Origin of the sequence: Luteolibacter yonseiensis (assembly GCF_016595465.1) — a bacterium.
Classification (GTDB): Bacteria; Verrucomicrobiota; Verrucomicrobiia; order Verrucomicrobiales; family Akkermansiaceae; genus Luteolibacter; species Luteolibacter yonseiensis.
Genome location: NZ_JAENIK010000012.1, coordinates 546,693 through 563,043, shown reverse-complemented (window position 1 = coordinate 563,043; position 16,351 = coordinate 546,693). Strand labels below are relative to the sequence as shown.

The window sequence follows — 16,351 nt, the reverse complement described above, 5'->3', positions numbered from 1 at the left end:
GGAGAACGGCGCGTGAGGTTGGGTTTCAAACGGGGGGCGCAATTTTCCCTCTTATCTGATAAACGAAGTTTCCGGACGAAGGCCGACACCTTCCGCGAATCAATTTTTCGGGAAGTCCTCTCCCGCAGCGAAATACCACCCCCAACCCGAATCAATGGCTCCTAAGATATACATCGAAACAACCGATTCCTCCCTTCCCTGCAAACATTCTGAAAGGGTGGTCAGCTCGAATTGTTCGAGAAAAAACCACCCAAACGCCATTCTTCGCAGGCTTCAGGGTACCGCTGGTCGGACTCGAACCGACACGGGCTTGCGCCCAACAGATTTTAAGTCTGCGATGTCTACCATTCCATCACAGCGGCTTTTATTCGTTTATCAATAACTTATGGAGCTTTGATAGCACCCGTTGACCACCTACCTTGACCACCGGTCTTGCGGGCTTCAGCTTTTTGTCCTATTAGCAGGACATGAGCGATTGGACGCAAGTCGGGGAGAATTTGGTGAGGCACCGGGCCGGAACGATCTATCTACGGGCCAAGGTGGAAGGCAAGGTCAAACGGGTGTCCTTGGGAACTTCCGACCTGCGGATCGCCAAGATCAAACGCGATGACCTGCTCGCCGGGATGCGGGCCGCCGCGGTGCTCCAGCCGAACGCCGCCCATGTCAGGACGATCGGTGATGTTCTTGCCGTCGTGGCAGAGCGGATCACCACTCAGCCCCAGCTCCAACCACGCACGATCCTATTCTACCGCGACATTCTGAAGGTCCTGAAGGAAACCCTTCCGGTGGCCGTGCACGCGAGATCCTGGACAGCGGGAGAGGCCGGAAAGTGGTGGATGAGGATGGCGAAGCAGTATCACGCGCAGCGGGCGAACAACCTGCTCGGGGTGGCCAAGCGGGTGGGCAAGGCGATCGTCGAACTGGGTTTGCGGCTGGACGATCCCACGGCGGGCCTGAAACGGATGAAAGTGACGGAAAAGGACCTTCATATCCCGTCGAAGGAAACCGTGGAGATGGTCATCGAGGACGTTCGGGCCCAGAGGAAGGCGCACTCGGAGGAGGCGGGCAACTACATCGAATTTTTGGCCTATGCCGGATGCCGGCACGGGCAGGCGGTTGCTCTCCAATGGGAGGACATCACCAAGGACTGGATCCGGTTCAAATCGGGAGTTTCCGGGACGAAGGGCGCCGACACGCGGAGGCTTCCCATCTCGCCGCCGCTGCGGGCCATTCTGGACAAGATGCGACCCGAGAACGCCACCGGGCCGGTGTTCAAGCTGAAGACACCCAAAGTCGCACTGGCAAACGCGTGCGAACGCCTGCAGATCCCCCACCTCCGCGTGCATGACCTGCGGCACTTCTTCGCCACATGGGCGCTGGAGTGCGGCGTGGACGTGCCGACGGTGTCGAAATGGCTCGGGCATAAGGATGGCGGCGCGCTGGTCCTGAAAACCTACTTCCACGGCCGCGATGACCACGGACTGGCGAGTGCGGCCAAGCTTGGGCTCAGTTCTTGAACTCCTTCGCACCGTCCGGGAAAAGGTGCGTTACAATCGTCCGAAAGCTGAAAAACGTCTGAAGCAAGACTCCTGTGGTCAGAAATCCGAAAACCGTATCCCCAAGATGGAAATGACCACGGCCTTGCCAAACGACAATCATGAAAAGGCCGATGAGTTCCATGAGGAGAAGAACCCCGACAAATCCCGCCACCCAGTAGCGCAAAGCAAGGGTCTGCGCCAGCGCTTGAAGTTCAAGGTCACGCTTCCCGTTAGCAGCAACATCTGACGGAAGCGAATCAACAGGCACCGGGCGATCTTGCTCGATAGACCTTAAGATGGCCTCGAAATCGGGAGAGAATTTAGTCTCAATTTCGATGCTCATGGAAGTTCCATTCCGAGATCCTTTGCTCGAATACTAGCGGCGGCATGAGAAACGCCGAAGTATGCGGCGACCCGGTAAACGTTGCCCCCGCGTTCCCTCCATGCAGATTTAAATCGTTCCCGGGGCATTATCAGTTCCGATGCGAACTGGTTAGCTTCCCGCTCGACCGGAGTATTCGGTGCATCGATGTTCCTACGGTAATCCACGATCCGCTGACCTGGATGCAAAACAGCGTGGCCGATTTCATGCGCGAGGGTGAATCGCTGACGCTGTGGAGACTCGTTCCCGTTGATGTAAATCCGTTTGTTTTCGTAGTCCACGAGGCCGCTGACGTCTCCGCTGCCTTCGAACTTGTATGGTTCATACCCGAGCGCACGGGCAATCCGGTCCAAGGGAACCGGAACGATACCCTCGACATCGGCACGCACAATCTCCTTGCGCGCCTTCTCCTCAATGTCGCATTTCGAATACATTTGCCGATACTGGAAGCATGATCCGCTTGAGAAAGCAATATAATCCGATCAAAACTCAGGACTGCGCCCGTTACTGAGGCCGCGTGAGGTTGGTAGGTTCTCGCATGGCCCGCAGATACCGTGACGACTGGAATCCGAACGCACGCACCAGAATCGACGCCCGTCCACCCTCGCCTGAGAAGGCCGCGGGAATGACCCGCATTCACTACGCCACGGACGGCACGGTGATCGGTGCGATCGACCGTTACGGGATGCCGCTCGGTTCCCGCGTCCGTCAGGGCCCGAAAGATGGTTCGGCGATCGGCAACCCGTCGACGCCGGGACTCGATCGGCAGACGAGCATGAACTCCCGAGCTCCGGATGAGAATCTCTCCGCCCGCCAGGCGCTCCACGCGGAGATGGTTCGTGCCGGACGCAGCGGCATCACACCGGAGATGCAGGAGCGCGCCAACCAACTCGGCGTCTCCGGACCCGCGTGGAACCGCGTGGCTGGTGCTATTCCTGAAATCCCGGATTCAATCACCGGAACCACCGCGGTTCCAGCTCCCCCACCCCGTCCAGAATCCCCTGCTCGCCGCCTCGGTCAGCTTCCCAGCGGAGCAACGCAGGTCGGCATGGCTCCGTTCAAGCCAGGTATGGCAGAAGGCGGTCTGACTCCGCAGATCGCGACGAACACCCCCGGCGCGGTTCCTGCCGCCGCATCCGGTGCACAGCGTATCAACCGGCTCACCGGCAGGCCATTCGGCTACACCCCTGGCGACACCAGCACCGCCGCGCCGCAGGTTGCCTCGAAACCGCCACAGTCGGACATGGCGAAGACGGCGCAAGCATCCGCGGATCTCTTGGTTGCCCACAGAAAGATCGAAGCAGATTCAGCAAAACGATCTGCATTCCGGGCGGCGGTTCAGCCTCCTAAAATGGGAATATCCCCTTCCCCGCTCAACATCCATGGATTCCGAAGCGCCGCCGGGTTGCCAATCTACCGCGTGAAGGATTTCGCCTTACCTGCAGTGAGCAATCCGCAGCCCGTTGGCGGGCCTCAGCCCGGGCCCGCCGCGCCCCCCAAAGCCGCGACTCCATCGCTGACTCCCGGTTCAACCTTCCGACAGCTCACCACGCCGCCCGCGGTCATGGGGCCTCCGGCCTCCGCCAAACCACAGCCCGCGAAGCCCCAACCAGCCTACAGGACGCCGCCAGCCCTCCCCGCGGGTGGACCCGCGTTCACCGCACCCAACACACGGAGTGTCGCGCGAGAGCAGGAGATCGAGGCTCAACGCGGGGCGAAGCGGAAGGCCTACAACGCTGCGTGGAACCAGACGCCGAACCTGCCAGTGGCGGATCCAAACTCGGTGTTGAACAAATCCTACAAGTCGCTCCGCACGTTCTTCTCCGGCCACAGCTATTGATTCGCCAGCGGACAGGCCCCAGAGAATCCGATTGCACCGTCCACCGCGTCTGATAGAACGCCCGGATATGAAAGCGATCATCTGCGGGATCTTTGTGGCCTCAGGCCTCCCTCTTTGGGCAGAAGAAAGCGCGCAACAACAGGTTGCCCGAGCTGCTGCCGAAAGTGCCGCAGCCCGGGACGGAGTGACAAGTGAGGCAGGCCGGGCGCTGTATCTGAAAGATGAATTGGCGAAACTCGCGGCGAAAGAAGCCAGCGAAAAGCCGGCTGAAAAAACCTTCAGCGAAAAGGAGCAAGATTCAGTGGCCGCGGCTTGCCAAAGATATCCGGACATAACAGTTGAAAACTCAACTTTCAGAAATCGACTCCAGGCCAAGCTGAGCGCATTAAGATCCGCGAACGATCCCGTTATGCATGATCCGAACAGGACCTTCATAGTGGCAAACGAAGTGGCCGTGTCGCTCATCGCCGAAGGGTATAATGTCAACATCGCCAAAGATGGTGTGATTATCGCGACGAAACAGGTGCCCACGGCACCTCTACCTCTGGCCAGACTTGCGAACCCGACAGATATCCCAACGCCGTCGAGAGCGGTGCAGTTAAGCCAAAGAGAACGATACAGGTCTGAAGTTCAGAGTGTGCTGGATAATGACAAGGCACGCCGTCAGGCAGAAACCGCAGTTCTGAATGACCCTTCGTATCAGTTGCGAGAGCTGAGGCGAGAACAAGAAGAATTACGAAGACAAATGCTCGAGGAATCTCAACGATTACAATGGCAGTTGGAGACCGCAGAGCAGGAGCGGAAAAACCGAGAGATAATGAACCGTGGACGCTAATGTGGCCACGCTCCTACGAAGGGATGAGAATCACCGTCGCCATCCTTGCGATCGCCGTCGTCATTCACTGGATTCTTGAACAACTTGGATGGATCAAAACCCCATGAACGAACCCAAATTCCAAGAACTGGCAAAGGTCCTGGTGAAGTTCCCCAGCGACGAGGAACCATGCACCGGATACGTCGTCAAATTGGAGTGGCGTGATAGCCGGTGGATCTACCAGATCTCGCTTCCGGACGAGGAGATTCCCGATGGAAGCTGGGACAACTGGGCACCCGAGGAATGGCTGAGCGCAGCAGGTTGAATCATGAACACCAACGGCACCGACGAGGACAAGACAGTCCTGAATGTATCGCTCGAAACCAAACTGCACCGCAGGCTAGAGAAGTTCGCCCAGGCTGAAGGACTCTCCCTTGAGGCATGGAGCAAGCGGGTGCTTGAAGAGCACGCCGAGGGTTTGAAAATGTTCGACGGAGCAAGGCGGCGCGGCGGCCTCCACGTTTTCAAGCCGCCCCACGTGCTGCCCGATCCGAAATAGATCCGCTCGAGGTATCAGTTGTCGGTCTTATCAAGCCATCCCAGCCAAGTCAGCTCCTCCGTCACCACAATCTCCGGGAATGCTGGATTGAGAGCCTTCAAAATCCGGACCTTCGTTTTTCCGTCTGCCTGAGACACGTAGGAATGCCCCTGCTCGATCTCCTTCTTTTTCGCGACACGTGATGCGTAAATCTTCAGAGTCTTCTCACCGTTGATGTCGAAGAGGTAGATCTCGCCCTTCTTGAGGACGGGCTTCTTGAGGCTGTTCCGTTCACGGAGAACGACGATCGAACAGTCAGGATACTTGGGGCTCATGCTGTCGCCGTGGAGTTGGACGGCAAACCGGCCGGGGCCATACGCGCGGGTCGGAATATGCGTGTCGCAATCTGCAGAGAAAGGCTCACCGGCGGCGGCGTGGAACAGTGGGACCTCGGGGAATGCACTGACGTTCTCGCCAGAAGGTGCCATCCGCAGAGGCACTTCCATTACCTTCTCTTTCGCGGAAACCGCCTCCATATCGCGCCGAGCAGCCTCCTTCAAAACCTCTAACGCCCACTGCCTCACCAAGAGCTGACGGGAGCTTGCTGCCGAGTTGATGTGATCGAATTCCTCCGTTGTTAGCTCTACACTAAATCGTTCCAGATCAGTGGATTCCGACTTATCGCGCGCCGCAGCAGCGGCTGCATCATCAGCCATAAGACGCGCGATCAAGGTTAGCATTCCATCCGGAATTTCCTGAGGGCTGGAGAGCCAGTTATCTACAGTCCTCCGCTTGGTGCCACCGCACTGTTCGCCCAACCATTCACGACTATGACTCTCTCGTTTGAGCCACTCTTTAATCTCCTCTTTGGTGGGATGCATGCCTTGGAATACCTGATTCCATGCGCTTTTCAAAGCAATTTCACGCCATAATGCATTATTGTGTTGTCATGCGCATTATTTCATGCATTCCTAATGCATGTTCACGACACGAGCAACCCAACAGAGGATACAAGGCCTCGAAAGTGACAGCAAATTTCTCTTCTCCGAGATCCGCTCACTCTCTCGTGAAATCACTGCCCTGAATGCTGCCCAGAAGATCCAGGGGAAGACGGTGCTGGCTCTGTCTTCGGTTCTGCTGGCTTGCCAAGTTCTGAGCTTGGCCGGTGATGTGGTGCGGTCCAATCGAGGATATCGCGGACAAGCGACCCAATCGCAACCAGCAGTGCCAACACTGCCACAATCAAAGCCCACCGCGCAAGATTCCGCGCCTGCTTATCCACGGACAGAGTCTCGGAGTGACGCTGATCATCCTTCCGCTCCGCAAGAACCTGAGACGCATACCGGCCAGTCGGACCATCCCCATGCTCCAGAGCCGCCTGCCTCAGTTTCTCATCCGACCAGTTATCCATCGTTGCTCGTAGGTGTGGACTCAGCATCCCCGATCTCTAACGGAAGCCTCTGAACCTTCAACCCAAAACCAGATCACCACCATGTCCGGACTCACCCTTCCAATCGCTCTGGAGGATCTCCCTTCTGAAACCAAGTCGTGGATTATCACCCAATCCGCCTCACGTGGCATCGACCCGCGCCGCCTCGCCCATGACCTACTCGTGAGCGCCGCCGAAGCCGACGGCTTCGCTCCCGGCCCCATGCTGGCGTCCTCGCCCTCGAAACCTGCGGAGCGCGCTCCGAAGAAAGGAGACGCGCAGTGAGCGACTTCGGTTTCTATCTCGACCTCCTAGGTCAGGACCTCAAGCACGCCGTCCGCGGTCGCGTCCCCTATATGGTCAGCACCCTTGGATTCGAAGTCGTCGACGGGAAACCCATCAACAGCGTGAGGGTCAACGTCAACACGGTCTACGCCCTGTCACTGCCGCAAGCCGTGCAGGCTATTTCCTCACACCGGGTCGACCACGTCATTGCTCAAATCTCACTTGCGAACCGCTTCATCGGCGTCCAGCACGTCCTCGCATATCCATGCCGTTTCGCCCGATGGATCTGGAACAATCGTGAGGCCCGCAGCCGGGAACTCAAGGCGGTGCAAACCATGCTCCGTATCCAGACCCGGCAGGCCGTATTGCGTAAAATCGATGATTCTCACGCAGTTCTCGATGTTGCGATACCTGCCGATGCACCGCCACCGCCTCCCCTTCCATATCACTGCGCAAAGCACACGATCGGCCGCTGGGATTCCATCAGTGTGAATGAACATGGCGAGAGCCTGCAAACACCCGACAGCGTTGGCAAGCCATCACCCGCACCCTTGGATTCCATCGCCGAAATGGAGTATTTCTCTCTCCGGCGCTCCGTCAACGATCATCACCGGACAACAACACAGGACCCAATATTCTTCCTGCCCACTCCGGAACAAGTTCCACACGACATCAAAACCTTATTCGAGTGGGTGAGTCGCATCCAACGGGAGGTGGACGAGATGCAATCCTCCCGCGATGGATGCGGGAAACATGCTTTCATTGACCGATTTTTAACGGCGAAGGCGTGGTCCCCCTCGAAACCTGCCGACTCCGGCAACACGGGAGGTGCGCAGTGAAGTTCCTGAAAGCCATCATCGCGATCCTGACCATCCTGCTCATGGGATGCTGCGTTCCCGTCGGATTCATCTGCCGCGCCATCCAGCGTGGGTTCGAAGGCGGGGTCGGCATCTTCGACGCCCACGGTGAGGAGACTCTCGAGGATCCCGATGAAGAGGAACGCTAACCCACTTCATACCATGATCGACCAATCCACCGAACCCCGAAAGCGCGGACGACCCGCCACCGGCAAGAAACGCTTAAAGCTCTCCGCAGTGGTGCTGCCAGCGCTTCTCAAAGCGGCCGCCGCCGAAGCCTTCGCCAGCAACGAGAGCCTTTCCCAGTGGGTTACCCGGTCGATCCAAACCCGGCTATCCACGGCGGATGACTCCATCCCGACCAAGGCCAGCCGCGCCCGCAAAGCACAACGAGAAAAGCTCAGCGTCACCGTTCCGATCCCACTGATCGAAGCCGCCAAGCGCGCCTCATCCAGCAGGGGCGAAAGCCTCAACCACTGGGTTGAGGAGGCCATCGAAGCCCAGCTCCTCAAGTCCGCAACCACCCCGAACCAAAACCCATCTGTATCCCCACCATGAAAAAGCTCCTCACCTTCCCCACCCCTCCAAACGATCCCCGGATCGTCGCCGGATACAGCGAAGAGATGCTCACTCTCGCGATCTCCCAACTGTCGCAGGTCAAGAACCCCGGCGAATGGGAAATCGAGCGTCTGGCCTTCCTCAAGGCCGAGCGCGATCGCCGCAAAGCCGCCGCCTGATCCGATGTCAGTCCTCCTGCCGCCTGGTTACGTCATCCGGGCTTTCCTCCGAATTCTCAAACGCCGCTGAACCATGTCACTCACTTTCGTAGTCCAACTCTCCGACGACGATCTGGAAAAGATCGCCAACAGGGTCGCCGCCAAGATCCGCGCGGGCAAGGCCGACACCTACTCGGTGAAGGAGGCCGCGAAAGTCCTCGGTGTCAGCATCAAGACCGTGAACCGACGCATCCAGGCCAAACTTTATCCTCGGGTGCCGAACATGCGCAGCGTCCGCATCCCCGCCGCCTTCATCGACCGCCTCGTCGAGCCAAACACTGATGCCTGAGCCCGATGAAAATCCGAGAATCATACCACAAGCTGATGTCCGCATCGGCTGGGAGCCAGTCGCCGATTTTTCGGACGATCTGCCTCAAGCGATCGGGTTTTACCATGATCAACGGAGCGCTGGGAGCATTGTCATCGTCGTCTCCGCGCCCAATGACAAATACAGCGTGTGGAAGCGTGAACGCCGGTGCTGGCCGTTCCCCAACCCCAAACGCTGAGAGCGCGTTCCTGCGGACGATGGCGTGCGTGATCATCGCCGCCCATACGACCTCCGGAGCCTGCCTGCTCGCGCTCTCCGCCGCCTATCTCCCAGCCGCCCTGTTGACCTACCTCGCCCTGTTCTTCTGGTGGCTGGCAACCCTCCACGGCCGCGAATGCCTGGCCAACGAGTGACCCGGCAATCCCACCTCCTTTCCAACCCAGATATCCACCATCATGACACCAGCCACCATCGATCCACCTGAAACCACTGATCCTCTCATTCTCACCGGAGAAGGATACGGCCTCATCATCGGCACCGCTGCGGAAACAGCGAAGGCCACGCTTCTCAAAAACTCCAAGCTCATCGTGGAAGTCACCGATCCCGTGGGCGATGCGGCCGCCGACACCCAGTTGAAGGCGCTCGCTGCGATGCGGATCGGATTGGAGAAAACCCGGGCCTCAGTGAAGAAGCCCGCGCTCGATTTCGGTCTGAAAGTCGACCAGATCGCGAAGAGCTTCATCGCCGAAGTCATCGCCGAGGAAGGCCGCCTGAAGAAAGCCCGCGGTTCCTATGCGGAGAAGGTGCTCCAGGAACGGAATCGGGTGATCCGCGAACTGGAGGAGAGGCGGCAAGAAGAGGGAAGGCAACTGCGAGAAGAACAGGAAGCCGCGCAGAAGCTGGAGGACGGACGCATCGCCGCAGAGCAGGCGCTGTGGGAAGCGGATAGCCCGGAGGAGGAAGCCGCCGCAGCGGTGGCCATGGAGAAGGTGAAAGCCGAAACCAGCGAACTGACCGCCACCGTCCGCCCTCCGGTGAACACGAGCGTTGTCACCTTCGCACCTCCCGTTCCGAGGGGCGTGAAGATGGTGCCAGAATATGAAGTCACCGACATCGATGCTCTCTACCGCCACAACGCCGGCCTGGTCACTCTGACACCTCGCCGCATGGAGATCCTCGAAGCGATCGCGCGCGGTCGAATTGGCGATGACCTCCCACAGATCCCCGGACTGAAAATCAAACTCGTCCCGCAGGTCCGGTAACCCCCTTCCCTTCCCGCAAGCCGAACACCGATCCGGGGGGAAACGGTCGACGGCGCGGGAGGGAACCACTTTCCACACTCAAAGACAGAATTATGAACTCACTACTCAACCCGGCGAACGCCGAACCGCAACAATATCAGGACCCAATCATCGTCGCAAATCTGATGAACGAACAGCGGTTCAGCCGCATGATGATCATCGCACAGACCATGGCGAGCGCATCGCTGATCCCTGAGCATCTGCTCGGCAGGAAGAAAGGACAAAACATGGACTGGTTCACGCCGGATGAGGTCCGCGCCAACTGCTTCCTCATCGTAAACCAGTCCTTCCGCTGGGGAATGGATCCATTCGCGGTCATGCCGGAAACCTACGTGGTAGGAGGCAAGCTCGGCTATCAGGGCAAGCTCATCGCCGGACTCGTGAACTCGATGGCCGACTTGGAAGAGCGCCTTTCCTACGAGTTCAAGGGAACGAAAGGACAGGACGATTTCACGGTCATCGTTTCTGGGAAGTTCCGTGGCGCGAAAGCACCGGTCACCGTCGAAGTCTCCGTCGGCCAAGCCAAGACGGACAACCTGATGTGGCGCAAGGATCCGGAGCAAAAGCTTTGCTACACCGGGGCTACGAAATGGGCGCGTCGTTGGTGTCCGGAAATCCTCCTCGGAATCCTTATCGACGATGACCTGGATCACAGCGAAATGCGCGATGCTACGCCACGCGCAGATGCCACCCCACCGAAGGTCATCACTGGTGGAAGGTCCGCCAAGCAGAAGGAAGCCCCTCCCGCTGTCGAAGCTGAGGCCGTGGCAGCGGACGGCCAGCAATACCCGCCACGCGAGGTGATGACCAAAGCCATCAAAGTGGCGATGAAAACCGCGAAACTCGGCCAGCCTGCGGCGGAAACGCGATGCCGCGAACATGGCCTTCTCAAGCATGGTCAAACCTTCCAGGGCACGAATGATACCGAACTTTTCGCGATCTATTCCAAGATCGAAACGCTCTTCCCTGCCCCAGTCGATCCTCCCATCATTAATGTGTTCTACGAGAACCACGCCGTCCACAACTCCCCGGCGGAAGCAACGAAGCCATGGACGCTCTACAAGCTCCGCTACACCCTGGCAGGCGAAGAAGAGCCCAGGGAGGCCACGACGTTCTCCAGCACCTTCGGCGAGTTCCTCGACAAGCTGGAAGGCGGAGAAAGCCTCCTCCTCTCCGTGGAGCCGGGTGAGAAGGGCGATAACATCAAAACCATGGAGCTTGCTCCGAACGCGGGAGGTGAAGCGTGAACGCATCAAATACCGACGGCGGTCCGGCATTTCCATGCCACACAAACCCGCTTCCAAGCAAACTGGCGAACGCTCCACAAGGCATGACCCTCCGTGACTGGTCCGCAGGCCAAGCTCTAGCGGGCATCTCAGCGCAGACAGACGAGCGGACATGCCCCCGTGAGCAGGTGGAAGAGAAGAGCGCTAAGTGGCGCGAAGCAGATGCGAAGTATTGCTATCAACTCGCCGACGCGATGATAGCAGCCCGCAAATGCGATGCTCAAACCCCCAACGAGGGAGGTGGCCAGTGATCGTTCACCAATGCGTTCAACGCTCAACCGAGTGGCACGCCGCCCGTGCCGGAAAGTTCACAGCGTCGGAATCTGGCCCGTTCTGCGCCCCTCCGTTCGAGATCTCCCTGAGCGTCCCCAACATCTGCGATCAGCTCGACCTCGCCGGCATCCCTCATAAGAAGAACGGGAAACGTGCGGACCTCCTCAGCCTGCTGCCGAATCCGGAGCAGTATCTCACCCTCAAGGACGGCGCACAGTCCGCCATCGACCGTAAGCTCGCGGAATGGGCTGGCGAACAGAGGAACGACTTCCAGACGGACGACATGAAACGCGGCAACGCGCTGGAACCGATCGCGAGGCAGCAATACCGCACGATGCTCGGGCTGCCATGTATCGAGGTGGGATTCATTTCTCATGACTCCCTCCCCATCGGTTGCTCGCCGGACGACGTGGTGCTGTCCGAGGATCTCGACGAAGACGCGGACCCTGCCGAGATCGGCGCGCTCATGATCGGCGGTGCCGAAATCAAGGCTCCCGCCTGGCACACTCAGATCCGATACCTCCGCGAAGGCGTCCTTCCCGACGAATATCTTCACCAGGTGCATCACTGCATGGCTGTGACAGGTGCCGACTGGTGGGACTTCTTCAGCTTCTGCCCACATGTGACGCAGTGGACGAAAACCCGTGACATGTGGGTGGCAGACTATTGGGAGGCCGGGAAGATCCCGAGCTTCTACATCCGGACCCACCGTGACGAGTTCACGGAACAGCTCCGCCAAGGATTGGAGGAGCTCGCCGCCGAGTTCCTTCGCCAGAAGGCATGGCTCGAACACCTCGCCGCATAAGGTCATGAAGTCTTCCAAAATCGAATGGTGTGACCACACCTTTAACCCGTGGATCGGATGCACCAGAGTATCCCCCGGCTGTGCCCATTGCTACGCCGCCAACTCCACACGTGCCCGCGTCCTTCGTGCCGCCGGACATGAGACGTGGGGGAAGGGTGCACCCCGATCGCGCACCCAGACATGGAGGGAACCGATCAAATGGAATCGCGAAGCCGCCCTCTCTCTGGAAAACTACAATACCGGTGTAGCTTCAGGAGCGGGGATGACAGAGCTCGCCCGCCCCCGCGTGTTCTGCGCCAGCCTCGCGGACTGGCTGGATGACGAGGTGCCCATCGAGTGGCTGGCCGATCTCCTCGCCCTAGTCCGGTTGACGCCGAACCTCGACTGGCTGTTGCTCACCAAAAGGCCGGAGAACTGGTTTGCCCGAGTCGCAGGAGTTCGCGACGTGGCGCTGGAGCGCGACGACATGGAACTCCACGGATTCGCGCACTCATGGATAGCCCGCGCCGACCGTCCTGCACCTCAAAACGTGTGGGTAGGCACCACCGTCGAGAATCAGGAGATGGCGGACAAGCGCATCCCTCTGCTCCTCTCCATCCCGGCGAAAGTCCGTTTCCTCTCGTGCGAGCCCCTGCTGGGTCCGGTGGATCTCGTGGCGCCATTGGTTGCAGCACGGCGGGCAGGTCTGATGAGCGAGGGTCTGACGGACGAGCAAGCCTGCCGGGTTGAATCGACGTTCTCCGACCTCGACGGCATCCACTGGGTCATCGCCGGCGGCGAGTCCGGTCCCAAGGCAAGGCCCATGCACCCGGACTGGGCACGGAGCCTCCGCGACCAATGCCAGGCCGCCGACGTGCCGTTCCTGTTCAAACAGTGGGGCGAGCACGTGACCGCAACCATTGGAAACTGCTACGATGGGGATTCACGCCAGGTGGAATTGGACGGAACAGACAGTTCCGATTGGACGATTGACCGCCACACCGCCTCTACCGAGATCATGGTGAAGATCGGCAAAAAGAAAGCCGGCCGCCTCCTCGACGGACGCGAGTGGAACGAATTCCCAACGGTGGAGGTGAACGCATGAGCCTGGAACCAATCACCATCGTCTGCGGACTCCCCCGGTCAGGAACGAGCCTGATGATGCAGATCCTCGACGCCGCCGGCATCCGTTGCGCGGGCGAGTATCCCGCCTTCGAGCCTGCCGAACTGCTTACCGGTGTCACCTCGGAGTTCATCGAATCGAATGTCGGAGGCGCGTTCAAGTTGCTGGATCCTCACCTCCATTCCCTGCCCACGGGGAAAAACTACCGGTTCATCATGATGACGCGATCCCGCCGTCAGCAGTCGATTTCGATGGTGAAAATGATGCGCCTGACCCAGTCGGTTCGCCCCGGACCCATCTCGGGCCAAACGATGGAAGCGATGCGAAACAACATCGCCATCGAAGAAGCCGAGGCCATCGGTGCCATATCTCTCCACGGCGCGCCCATCCTCAAGGTCCGCTTCGAGGACATCATCGAACGGACCACGCCAACCGTCTGGCGCATCGCCGACTTCCTCAACAACTGGAGCGAGCCGGAAATGGCCGCGGTGGTGAAGCCGCGCTCCGCCGTCTGCTACAACGGCATGCTCGAGGTCGAACTCGTGGCCGAGCGGGAAGCCCGGGACGCAGCGGAGAAACTTGCTCCCTTCGATCCCCTCCAGTGCCAGTGCCATCTCCCTCCCTACCCCTGTCCGTGCACTTACTGCGAGCACGGCGAATACGACCGAACCACCGTTTGAATTATGGAAAACATCGACGCATTTCCCCTCTCCTGGCCCGAAGGTTGGCCCCGACATCGCGGCACTCGCGAGCGTGGATCGTTCACAGGAACTCCGCGCAATGTTCAGGACGAGCTGCTCGCGGAGATCGACCGGCTTGCGCTGGGCGCTTCATCCCGCACTTACACTGTCCGAGAAAAAGTCATCATTTCCACGAACGTCCCGCTTCGCCGCGATGGCTTCCCAATGGCCAACCGCACCGAGCCATCAGACCCAGGTGTCGCTGTTTACTTCGAGCGCAAGGGCAAGAAGGTCTGCTTCGCCTGCGACAAATATGACCGCGTTTGGAAGAACATGCGGGCAATCCAGAAGACGATCGACGCTCTGAGGGGCATCGAACGGTGGGGATCCTCCGACATGCTCGACCGTGCATTCACCGGATTTGCCGCCCTGCCGGCACCGGAAAGGAAACCGTGGTGGGTGGTGCTCGGGTGCGAGAAAGACTCCACCTACGCACACATCCGCGACTGCTACAAAATGGCTGCCAAACGATGCCATCCCGACAACGGCGGCAGCCATGAGCGAATGGCTGAGATCAATGCAGCATACGAGGAGGCGACACGATGAAAACCACCCCCCTCCTCATGACCGGCGGCAACGTCCGGCTGATCCAGCAGGATCTGAAGACCAACACCCGGAGGGTTCTCGCGGGGCCGGGAAACTGGCTCCAATCCCACGCTTGCCTAACCGGCGGCTGCCTGCACGACACCAGCGAGGAATGCCAGGCTGCACTAATGAAGGAAAGCCCCTACGGCACTGTCGGCGACATCCTCGCCATCAAGGAAACCTTCTGGTGCTGGGGACACTGGAAGATCCAGGTCGCTGATGGCGGCAAGCTCAAAGGAGAATGGAACAACCTAACGGATGCGGAACATCCCATCGTTTACGACGCCGACAAACATGACCTGAAGAAGATCGAGCGGTCTTCTGTTGGCTACCACAAACGGCCGTCCATCTATCTCCCGATGAGCGCCTGGCGAATCAAGCTGGAGATCACGAAGGTCGAGATCCAACGGCTGCAGGACATATCCGAAGTCGACGCGATCGCTGAGGGTGTGGAACGGGAAGGAAACGGGTGGAAATCCTACGAGATGATCCTGACGGGACCGCACAAAGGAAAGCCACATCCGCACTCTATCGTGCCGAACAACTCCCCGATCCATAGTTACCGGGAGATATGGGATTCCATCAACGGCACACCCCGCCCCAACAAACCCGACATCTCATGGAAGGCCAACCCGTGGGTCTGGAGCATCCATTTCCGCAAACTCCCATGATCACCAACCACATCAACACGCTGGCCGCCACCACCTGGCCCGAGGTCGCAGGCGAAGCCCTCGCGGTCGTTCTAATCCTCGGATTCCTCCTCATTTTCTTCCGTGAATAACCACCCACACCCATGAGCCAAGACCACCTGCCACCCAACATTGCAACGCAACTCGCCGATCTGGAACACCGTCACAAGCGCCACCAGCACATGCTCGATGGGCACCACGAGGCCAAGCACGACCGCCGTGATGCCCATCGGAAGAAGAAGCCGCGCCGCATGTCGACCCGAACACTCTGCTGAAACCACAACCCCAGACACCCACAACACAGATATGGAACTCAAGAAATTCACGATTGGCTCGAAAGCCATCAAGTTCGCCGTCGTTCTCAACCCCGAGAGCAAGGACGAGAACGTCGCCACCGAAGAGCGCAACGTCACCGCCCATGAGGAGCCCTTGCCGGAATTGCCCGCAGCATTCGGCAAACTCCCGCCGGTCTTCTGCGAGATCATGGAACTGCCCGCCGAATACGCCACCGGCCTGAGCGTCACAGGCTTCACCATCTCCCACACCAAACAGGGCACCAGGTCGGTGAAGCTCCATGCGAAGAAGCAGTTGGAAACCCGCACGGACTTCCTGCACCCGATGAGCTCGCCGATGATCCAGATCGACAAGCCTGCGGACGGCGAATCCGGAGACGTGCAGTTGAAGGATCCCAAGATGCTGAAGGCGCTGAACAAGGCCATCAAGGAGGCGGAAAACTACGCGGGCGGAAAGCGGTCCCAAAAGCTTCTCAACTTCAACGAAGGGAGAGCCGGTCTCCAGGCACTCGCCGATCAAGGGCAATCACAACTCGGATTCGGAAGCTGA

At 59.2% G+C, this 16,351-nt stretch carries 24 protein-coding genes and 1 tRNA gene; 21 read left to right on the top strand and 4 right to left on the bottom strand.

Annotated elements, in window-relative coordinates:
- Positions 1-279: 279 nt before the first annotated feature.
- Positions 280-362, bottom strand: a tRNA-Leu gene (locus JIN84_RS18090).
- A 105-nt stretch (positions 363-467) separates the two neighbouring features.
- Between JIN84_RS18090 and JIN84_RS18085 the strand changes: the two genes are divergently transcribed.
- The gene (locus JIN84_RS18085; protein WP_200352476.1) at positions 468-1,517 is read left to right on the top strand and encodes a tyrosine-type recombinase/integrase; all 1,050 of its coding nucleotides are present in this window, start codon (positions 468-470) and stop codon (positions 1,515-1,517) included.
- On the opposite strand, the gene JIN84_RS18080 is transcribed toward JIN84_RS18085, so the two are convergent.
- A complete protein-coding gene (locus JIN84_RS18080; RefSeq protein WP_200352475.1) occupies positions 1,507-1,881 on the bottom strand; it encodes a hypothetical protein in 375 nt (124 codons plus the stop codon). The genes JIN84_RS18085 and JIN84_RS18080 overlap by 11 nt on opposite strands.
- A complete protein-coding gene (locus JIN84_RS18075; RefSeq protein ID WP_200352474.1) occupies positions 1,878-2,354 on the bottom strand; it encodes an ImmA/IrrE family metallo-endopeptidase in 477 nt (158 codons plus the stop codon). The genes JIN84_RS18080 and JIN84_RS18075 overlap by 4 nt, the downstream gene beginning before the upstream one ends.
- Before the next feature lie 104 nt (positions 2,355-2,458).
- Here JIN84_RS18075 and JIN84_RS18070 point away from each other — a divergent pair, with 104 nt between their 5' ends.
- From JIN84_RS18070 to JIN84_RS18055, 4 genes are all read left to right on the top strand, one after another.
- Positions 2,459-3,760, top strand: a complete 1,302-nt coding sequence (locus tag JIN84_RS18070) for a hypothetical protein (RefSeq protein WP_200352473.1) — start codon at positions 2,459-2,461, stop codon at positions 3,758-3,760.
- A gap of 67 nt (positions 3,761-3,827) precedes the next feature.
- Positions 3,828-4,595, top strand: coding sequence for a hypothetical protein (locus tag JIN84_RS18065; protein WP_200352472.1), 768 nt, complete (start codon positions 3,828-3,830; stop codon positions 4,593-4,595).
- Positions 4,596-4,698: 103 nt separating this feature from the next.
- Entirely contained in the window at positions 4,699-4,899 is a 201-nt protein-coding gene (locus tag JIN84_RS18060; RefSeq protein WP_200352471.1) for a hypothetical protein, read from the top strand.
- A gap of 3 nt (positions 4,900-4,902) precedes the next feature.
- A complete protein-coding gene (locus JIN84_RS18055; protein ID WP_200352470.1) occupies positions 4,903-5,133 on the top strand; it encodes a hypothetical protein in 231 nt (76 codons plus the stop codon).
- A gap of 14 nt (positions 5,134-5,147) precedes the next feature.
- Here JIN84_RS18055 and JIN84_RS18050 read toward each other — a convergent pair whose 3' ends face one another.
- A complete protein-coding gene (locus JIN84_RS18050; RefSeq protein ID WP_200352469.1) occupies positions 5,148-5,993 on the bottom strand; it encodes a S24 family peptidase in 846 nt (281 codons plus the stop codon).
- Between the two features lie 611 nt (positions 5,994-6,604).
- Here JIN84_RS18050 and JIN84_RS18045 point away from each other — a divergent pair.
- From JIN84_RS18045 to JIN84_RS17970, 16 genes are all read left to right on the top strand, one after another.
- A complete protein-coding gene (locus tag JIN84_RS18045; protein WP_200352468.1) occupies positions 6,605-6,826 on the top strand; it encodes a hypothetical protein in 222 nt (73 codons plus the stop codon).
- Between the two features lie 71 nt (positions 6,827-6,897).
- Positions 6,898-7,665, top strand: a complete 768-nt coding sequence (locus tag JIN84_RS18040; protein WP_200352467.1) for a hypothetical protein — start codon at positions 6,898-6,900, stop codon at positions 7,663-7,665.
- Positions 7,662-7,832 (top strand): hypothetical protein, encoded by a 171-nt coding sequence (locus tag JIN84_RS18035; RefSeq protein ID WP_200352466.1) that lies wholly within the window; start codon positions 7,662-7,664, stop codon positions 7,830-7,832. Before JIN84_RS18040 ends, JIN84_RS18035 begins: the two co-directional genes overlap by 4 nt.
- Before the next feature lie 13 nt (positions 7,833-7,845).
- Positions 7,846-8,241 carry a hypothetical protein gene (locus JIN84_RS18030; RefSeq protein WP_200352465.1) on the top strand — a complete coding sequence of 132 codons (396 nt, stop codon included), beginning with the start codon at positions 7,846-7,848 and terminating at the stop codon, positions 8,239-8,241.
- The gene (locus JIN84_RS18025) at positions 8,238-8,420 is read left to right on the top strand and encodes a hypothetical protein (RefSeq protein ID WP_200352464.1); all 183 of its coding nucleotides are present in this window, start codon (positions 8,238-8,240) and stop codon (positions 8,418-8,420) included. The genes JIN84_RS18030 and JIN84_RS18025 overlap by 4 nt, the downstream gene beginning before the upstream one ends.
- Positions 8,421-8,493: 73 nt before the next feature.
- Positions 8,494-8,748, top strand: a complete 255-nt coding sequence (locus tag JIN84_RS18020; RefSeq protein ID WP_200352463.1) for a helix-turn-helix domain-containing protein — start codon at positions 8,494-8,496, stop codon at positions 8,746-8,748.
- A gap of 236 nt (positions 8,749-8,984) precedes the next feature.
- Positions 8,985-9,140: a hypothetical protein gene (locus tag JIN84_RS18015; RefSeq protein WP_200352462.1), complete on the top strand. Its 156-nt coding sequence runs from the start codon at positions 8,985-8,987 to the stop codon at positions 9,138-9,140.
- 42 nt (positions 9,141-9,182) lie between these two features.
- Positions 9,183-9,989: a hypothetical protein gene (locus JIN84_RS18010; RefSeq protein ID WP_200352461.1), complete on the top strand. Its 807-nt coding sequence runs from the start codon at positions 9,183-9,185 to the stop codon at positions 9,987-9,989.
- 92 nt (positions 9,990-10,081) lie between these two features.
- Entirely contained in the window at positions 10,082-11,275 is a 1,194-nt protein-coding gene (locus JIN84_RS18005; protein WP_200352460.1) for a recombinase RecT, read from the top strand.
- 286 nt (positions 11,276-11,561) lie between these two features.
- A complete protein-coding gene (locus JIN84_RS23295) occupies positions 11,562-12,392 on the top strand; it encodes a YqaJ viral recombinase family protein (RefSeq protein WP_200352459.1) in 831 nt (276 codons plus the stop codon).
- A gap of 4 nt (positions 12,393-12,396) precedes the next feature.
- Positions 12,397-13,476 (top strand): phage Gp37/Gp68 family protein, encoded by a 1,080-nt coding sequence (locus tag JIN84_RS17995; RefSeq protein ID WP_200352458.1) that lies wholly within the window; start codon positions 12,397-12,399, stop codon positions 13,474-13,476.
- A complete protein-coding gene (locus JIN84_RS17990; protein WP_200352457.1) occupies positions 13,473-14,174 on the top strand; it encodes a sulfotransferase family protein in 702 nt (233 codons plus the stop codon). Before JIN84_RS17995 ends, JIN84_RS17990 begins: the two co-directional genes overlap by 4 nt.
- A gap of 3 nt (positions 14,175-14,177) precedes the next feature.
- Positions 14,178-14,780, top strand: a complete 603-nt coding sequence (locus tag JIN84_RS17985; protein ID WP_200352456.1) for a J domain-containing protein — start codon at positions 14,178-14,180, stop codon at positions 14,778-14,780.
- A complete protein-coding gene (locus JIN84_RS17980) occupies positions 14,777-15,490 on the top strand; it encodes a hypothetical protein (RefSeq protein WP_200352455.1) in 714 nt (237 codons plus the stop codon). Before JIN84_RS17985 ends, JIN84_RS17980 begins: the two co-directional genes overlap by 4 nt.
- Positions 15,491-15,612: 122 nt before the next feature.
- A complete protein-coding gene (locus JIN84_RS17975) occupies positions 15,613-15,783 on the top strand; it encodes a hypothetical protein (protein WP_200352454.1) in 171 nt (56 codons plus the stop codon).
- A 31-nt stretch (positions 15,784-15,814) separates the two neighbouring features.
- A complete protein-coding gene (locus tag JIN84_RS17970; RefSeq protein ID WP_200352453.1) occupies positions 15,815-16,351 on the top strand; it encodes a hypothetical protein in 537 nt (178 codons plus the stop codon).

Coding starts and splice junctions, on each gene's coding strand:
- JIN84_RS18060 (WP_200352471.1), top strand. CDS start 4,699: ATGAACGAACCCAAATTCCAAGAACTGGCAAAGGTCCTGGTGAAGTTC.
- JIN84_RS18010 (WP_200352461.1), top strand. CDS start 9,183: ATGACACCAGCCACCATCGATCCACCTGAAACCACTGATCCTCTCATT.
- JIN84_RS17985 (WP_200352456.1), top strand. CDS start 14,178: ATGGAAAACATCGACGCATTTCCCCTCTCCTGGCCCGAAGGTTGGCCC.
- JIN84_RS18075 (WP_200352474.1), bottom strand. CDS start 2,354: ATGTATTCGAAATGCGACATTGAGGAGAAGGCGCGCAAGGAGATTGTG.
- JIN84_RS17995 (WP_200352458.1), top strand. CDS start 12,397: ATGAAGTCTTCCAAAATCGAATGGTGTGACCACACCTTTAACCCGTGG.
- JIN84_RS18025 (WP_200352464.1), top strand. CDS start 8,238: ATGAAAAAGCTCCTCACCTTCCCCACCCCTCCAAACGATCCCCGGATC.
- JIN84_RS18050 (WP_200352469.1), bottom strand. CDS start 5,993: ATGCATCCCACCAAAGAGGAGATTAAAGAGTGGCTCAAACGAGAGAGT.
- JIN84_RS18045 (WP_200352468.1), top strand. CDS start 6,605: ATGTCCGGACTCACCCTTCCAATCGCTCTGGAGGATCTCCCTTCTGAA.
- JIN84_RS18085 (WP_200352476.1), top strand. CDS start 468: ATGAGCGATTGGACGCAAGTCGGGGAGAATTTGGTGAGGCACCGGGCC.
- JIN84_RS18030 (WP_200352465.1), top strand. CDS start 7,846: ATGATCGACCAATCCACCGAACCCCGAAAGCGCGGACGACCCGCCACC.
- JIN84_RS17990 (WP_200352457.1), top strand. CDS start 13,473: ATGAGCCTGGAACCAATCACCATCGTCTGCGGACTCCCCCGGTCAGGA.
- JIN84_RS18055 (WP_200352470.1), top strand. CDS start 4,903: ATGAACACCAACGGCACCGACGAGGACAAGACAGTCCTGAATGTATCG.
- JIN84_RS18080 (WP_200352475.1), bottom strand. CDS start 1,881: ATGAGCATCGAAATTGAGACTAAATTCTCTCCCGATTTCGAGGCCATC.
- JIN84_RS17975 (WP_200352454.1), top strand. CDS start 15,613: ATGAGCCAAGACCACCTGCCACCCAACATTGCAACGCAACTCGCCGAT.
- JIN84_RS18065 (WP_200352472.1), top strand. CDS start 3,828: ATGAAAGCGATCATCTGCGGGATCTTTGTGGCCTCAGGCCTCCCTCTT.
- JIN84_RS18070 (WP_200352473.1), top strand. CDS start 2,459: ATGGCCCGCAGATACCGTGACGACTGGAATCCGAACGCACGCACCAGA.
- JIN84_RS18040 (WP_200352467.1), top strand. CDS start 6,898: ATGGTCAGCACCCTTGGATTCGAAGTCGTCGACGGGAAACCCATCAAC.
- JIN84_RS18005 (WP_200352460.1), top strand. CDS start 10,082: ATGAACTCACTACTCAACCCGGCGAACGCCGAACCGCAACAATATCAG.
- JIN84_RS17980 (WP_200352455.1), top strand. CDS start 14,777: ATGAAAACCACCCCCCTCCTCATGACCGGCGGCAACGTCCGGCTGATC.
- JIN84_RS17970 (WP_200352453.1), top strand. CDS start 15,815: ATGGAACTCAAGAAATTCACGATTGGCTCGAAAGCCATCAAGTTCGCC.
- JIN84_RS18015 (WP_200352462.1), top strand. CDS start 8,985: ATGGCGTGCGTGATCATCGCCGCCCATACGACCTCCGGAGCCTGCCTG.
- JIN84_RS18020 (WP_200352463.1), top strand. CDS start 8,494: ATGTCACTCACTTTCGTAGTCCAACTCTCCGACGACGATCTGGAAAAG.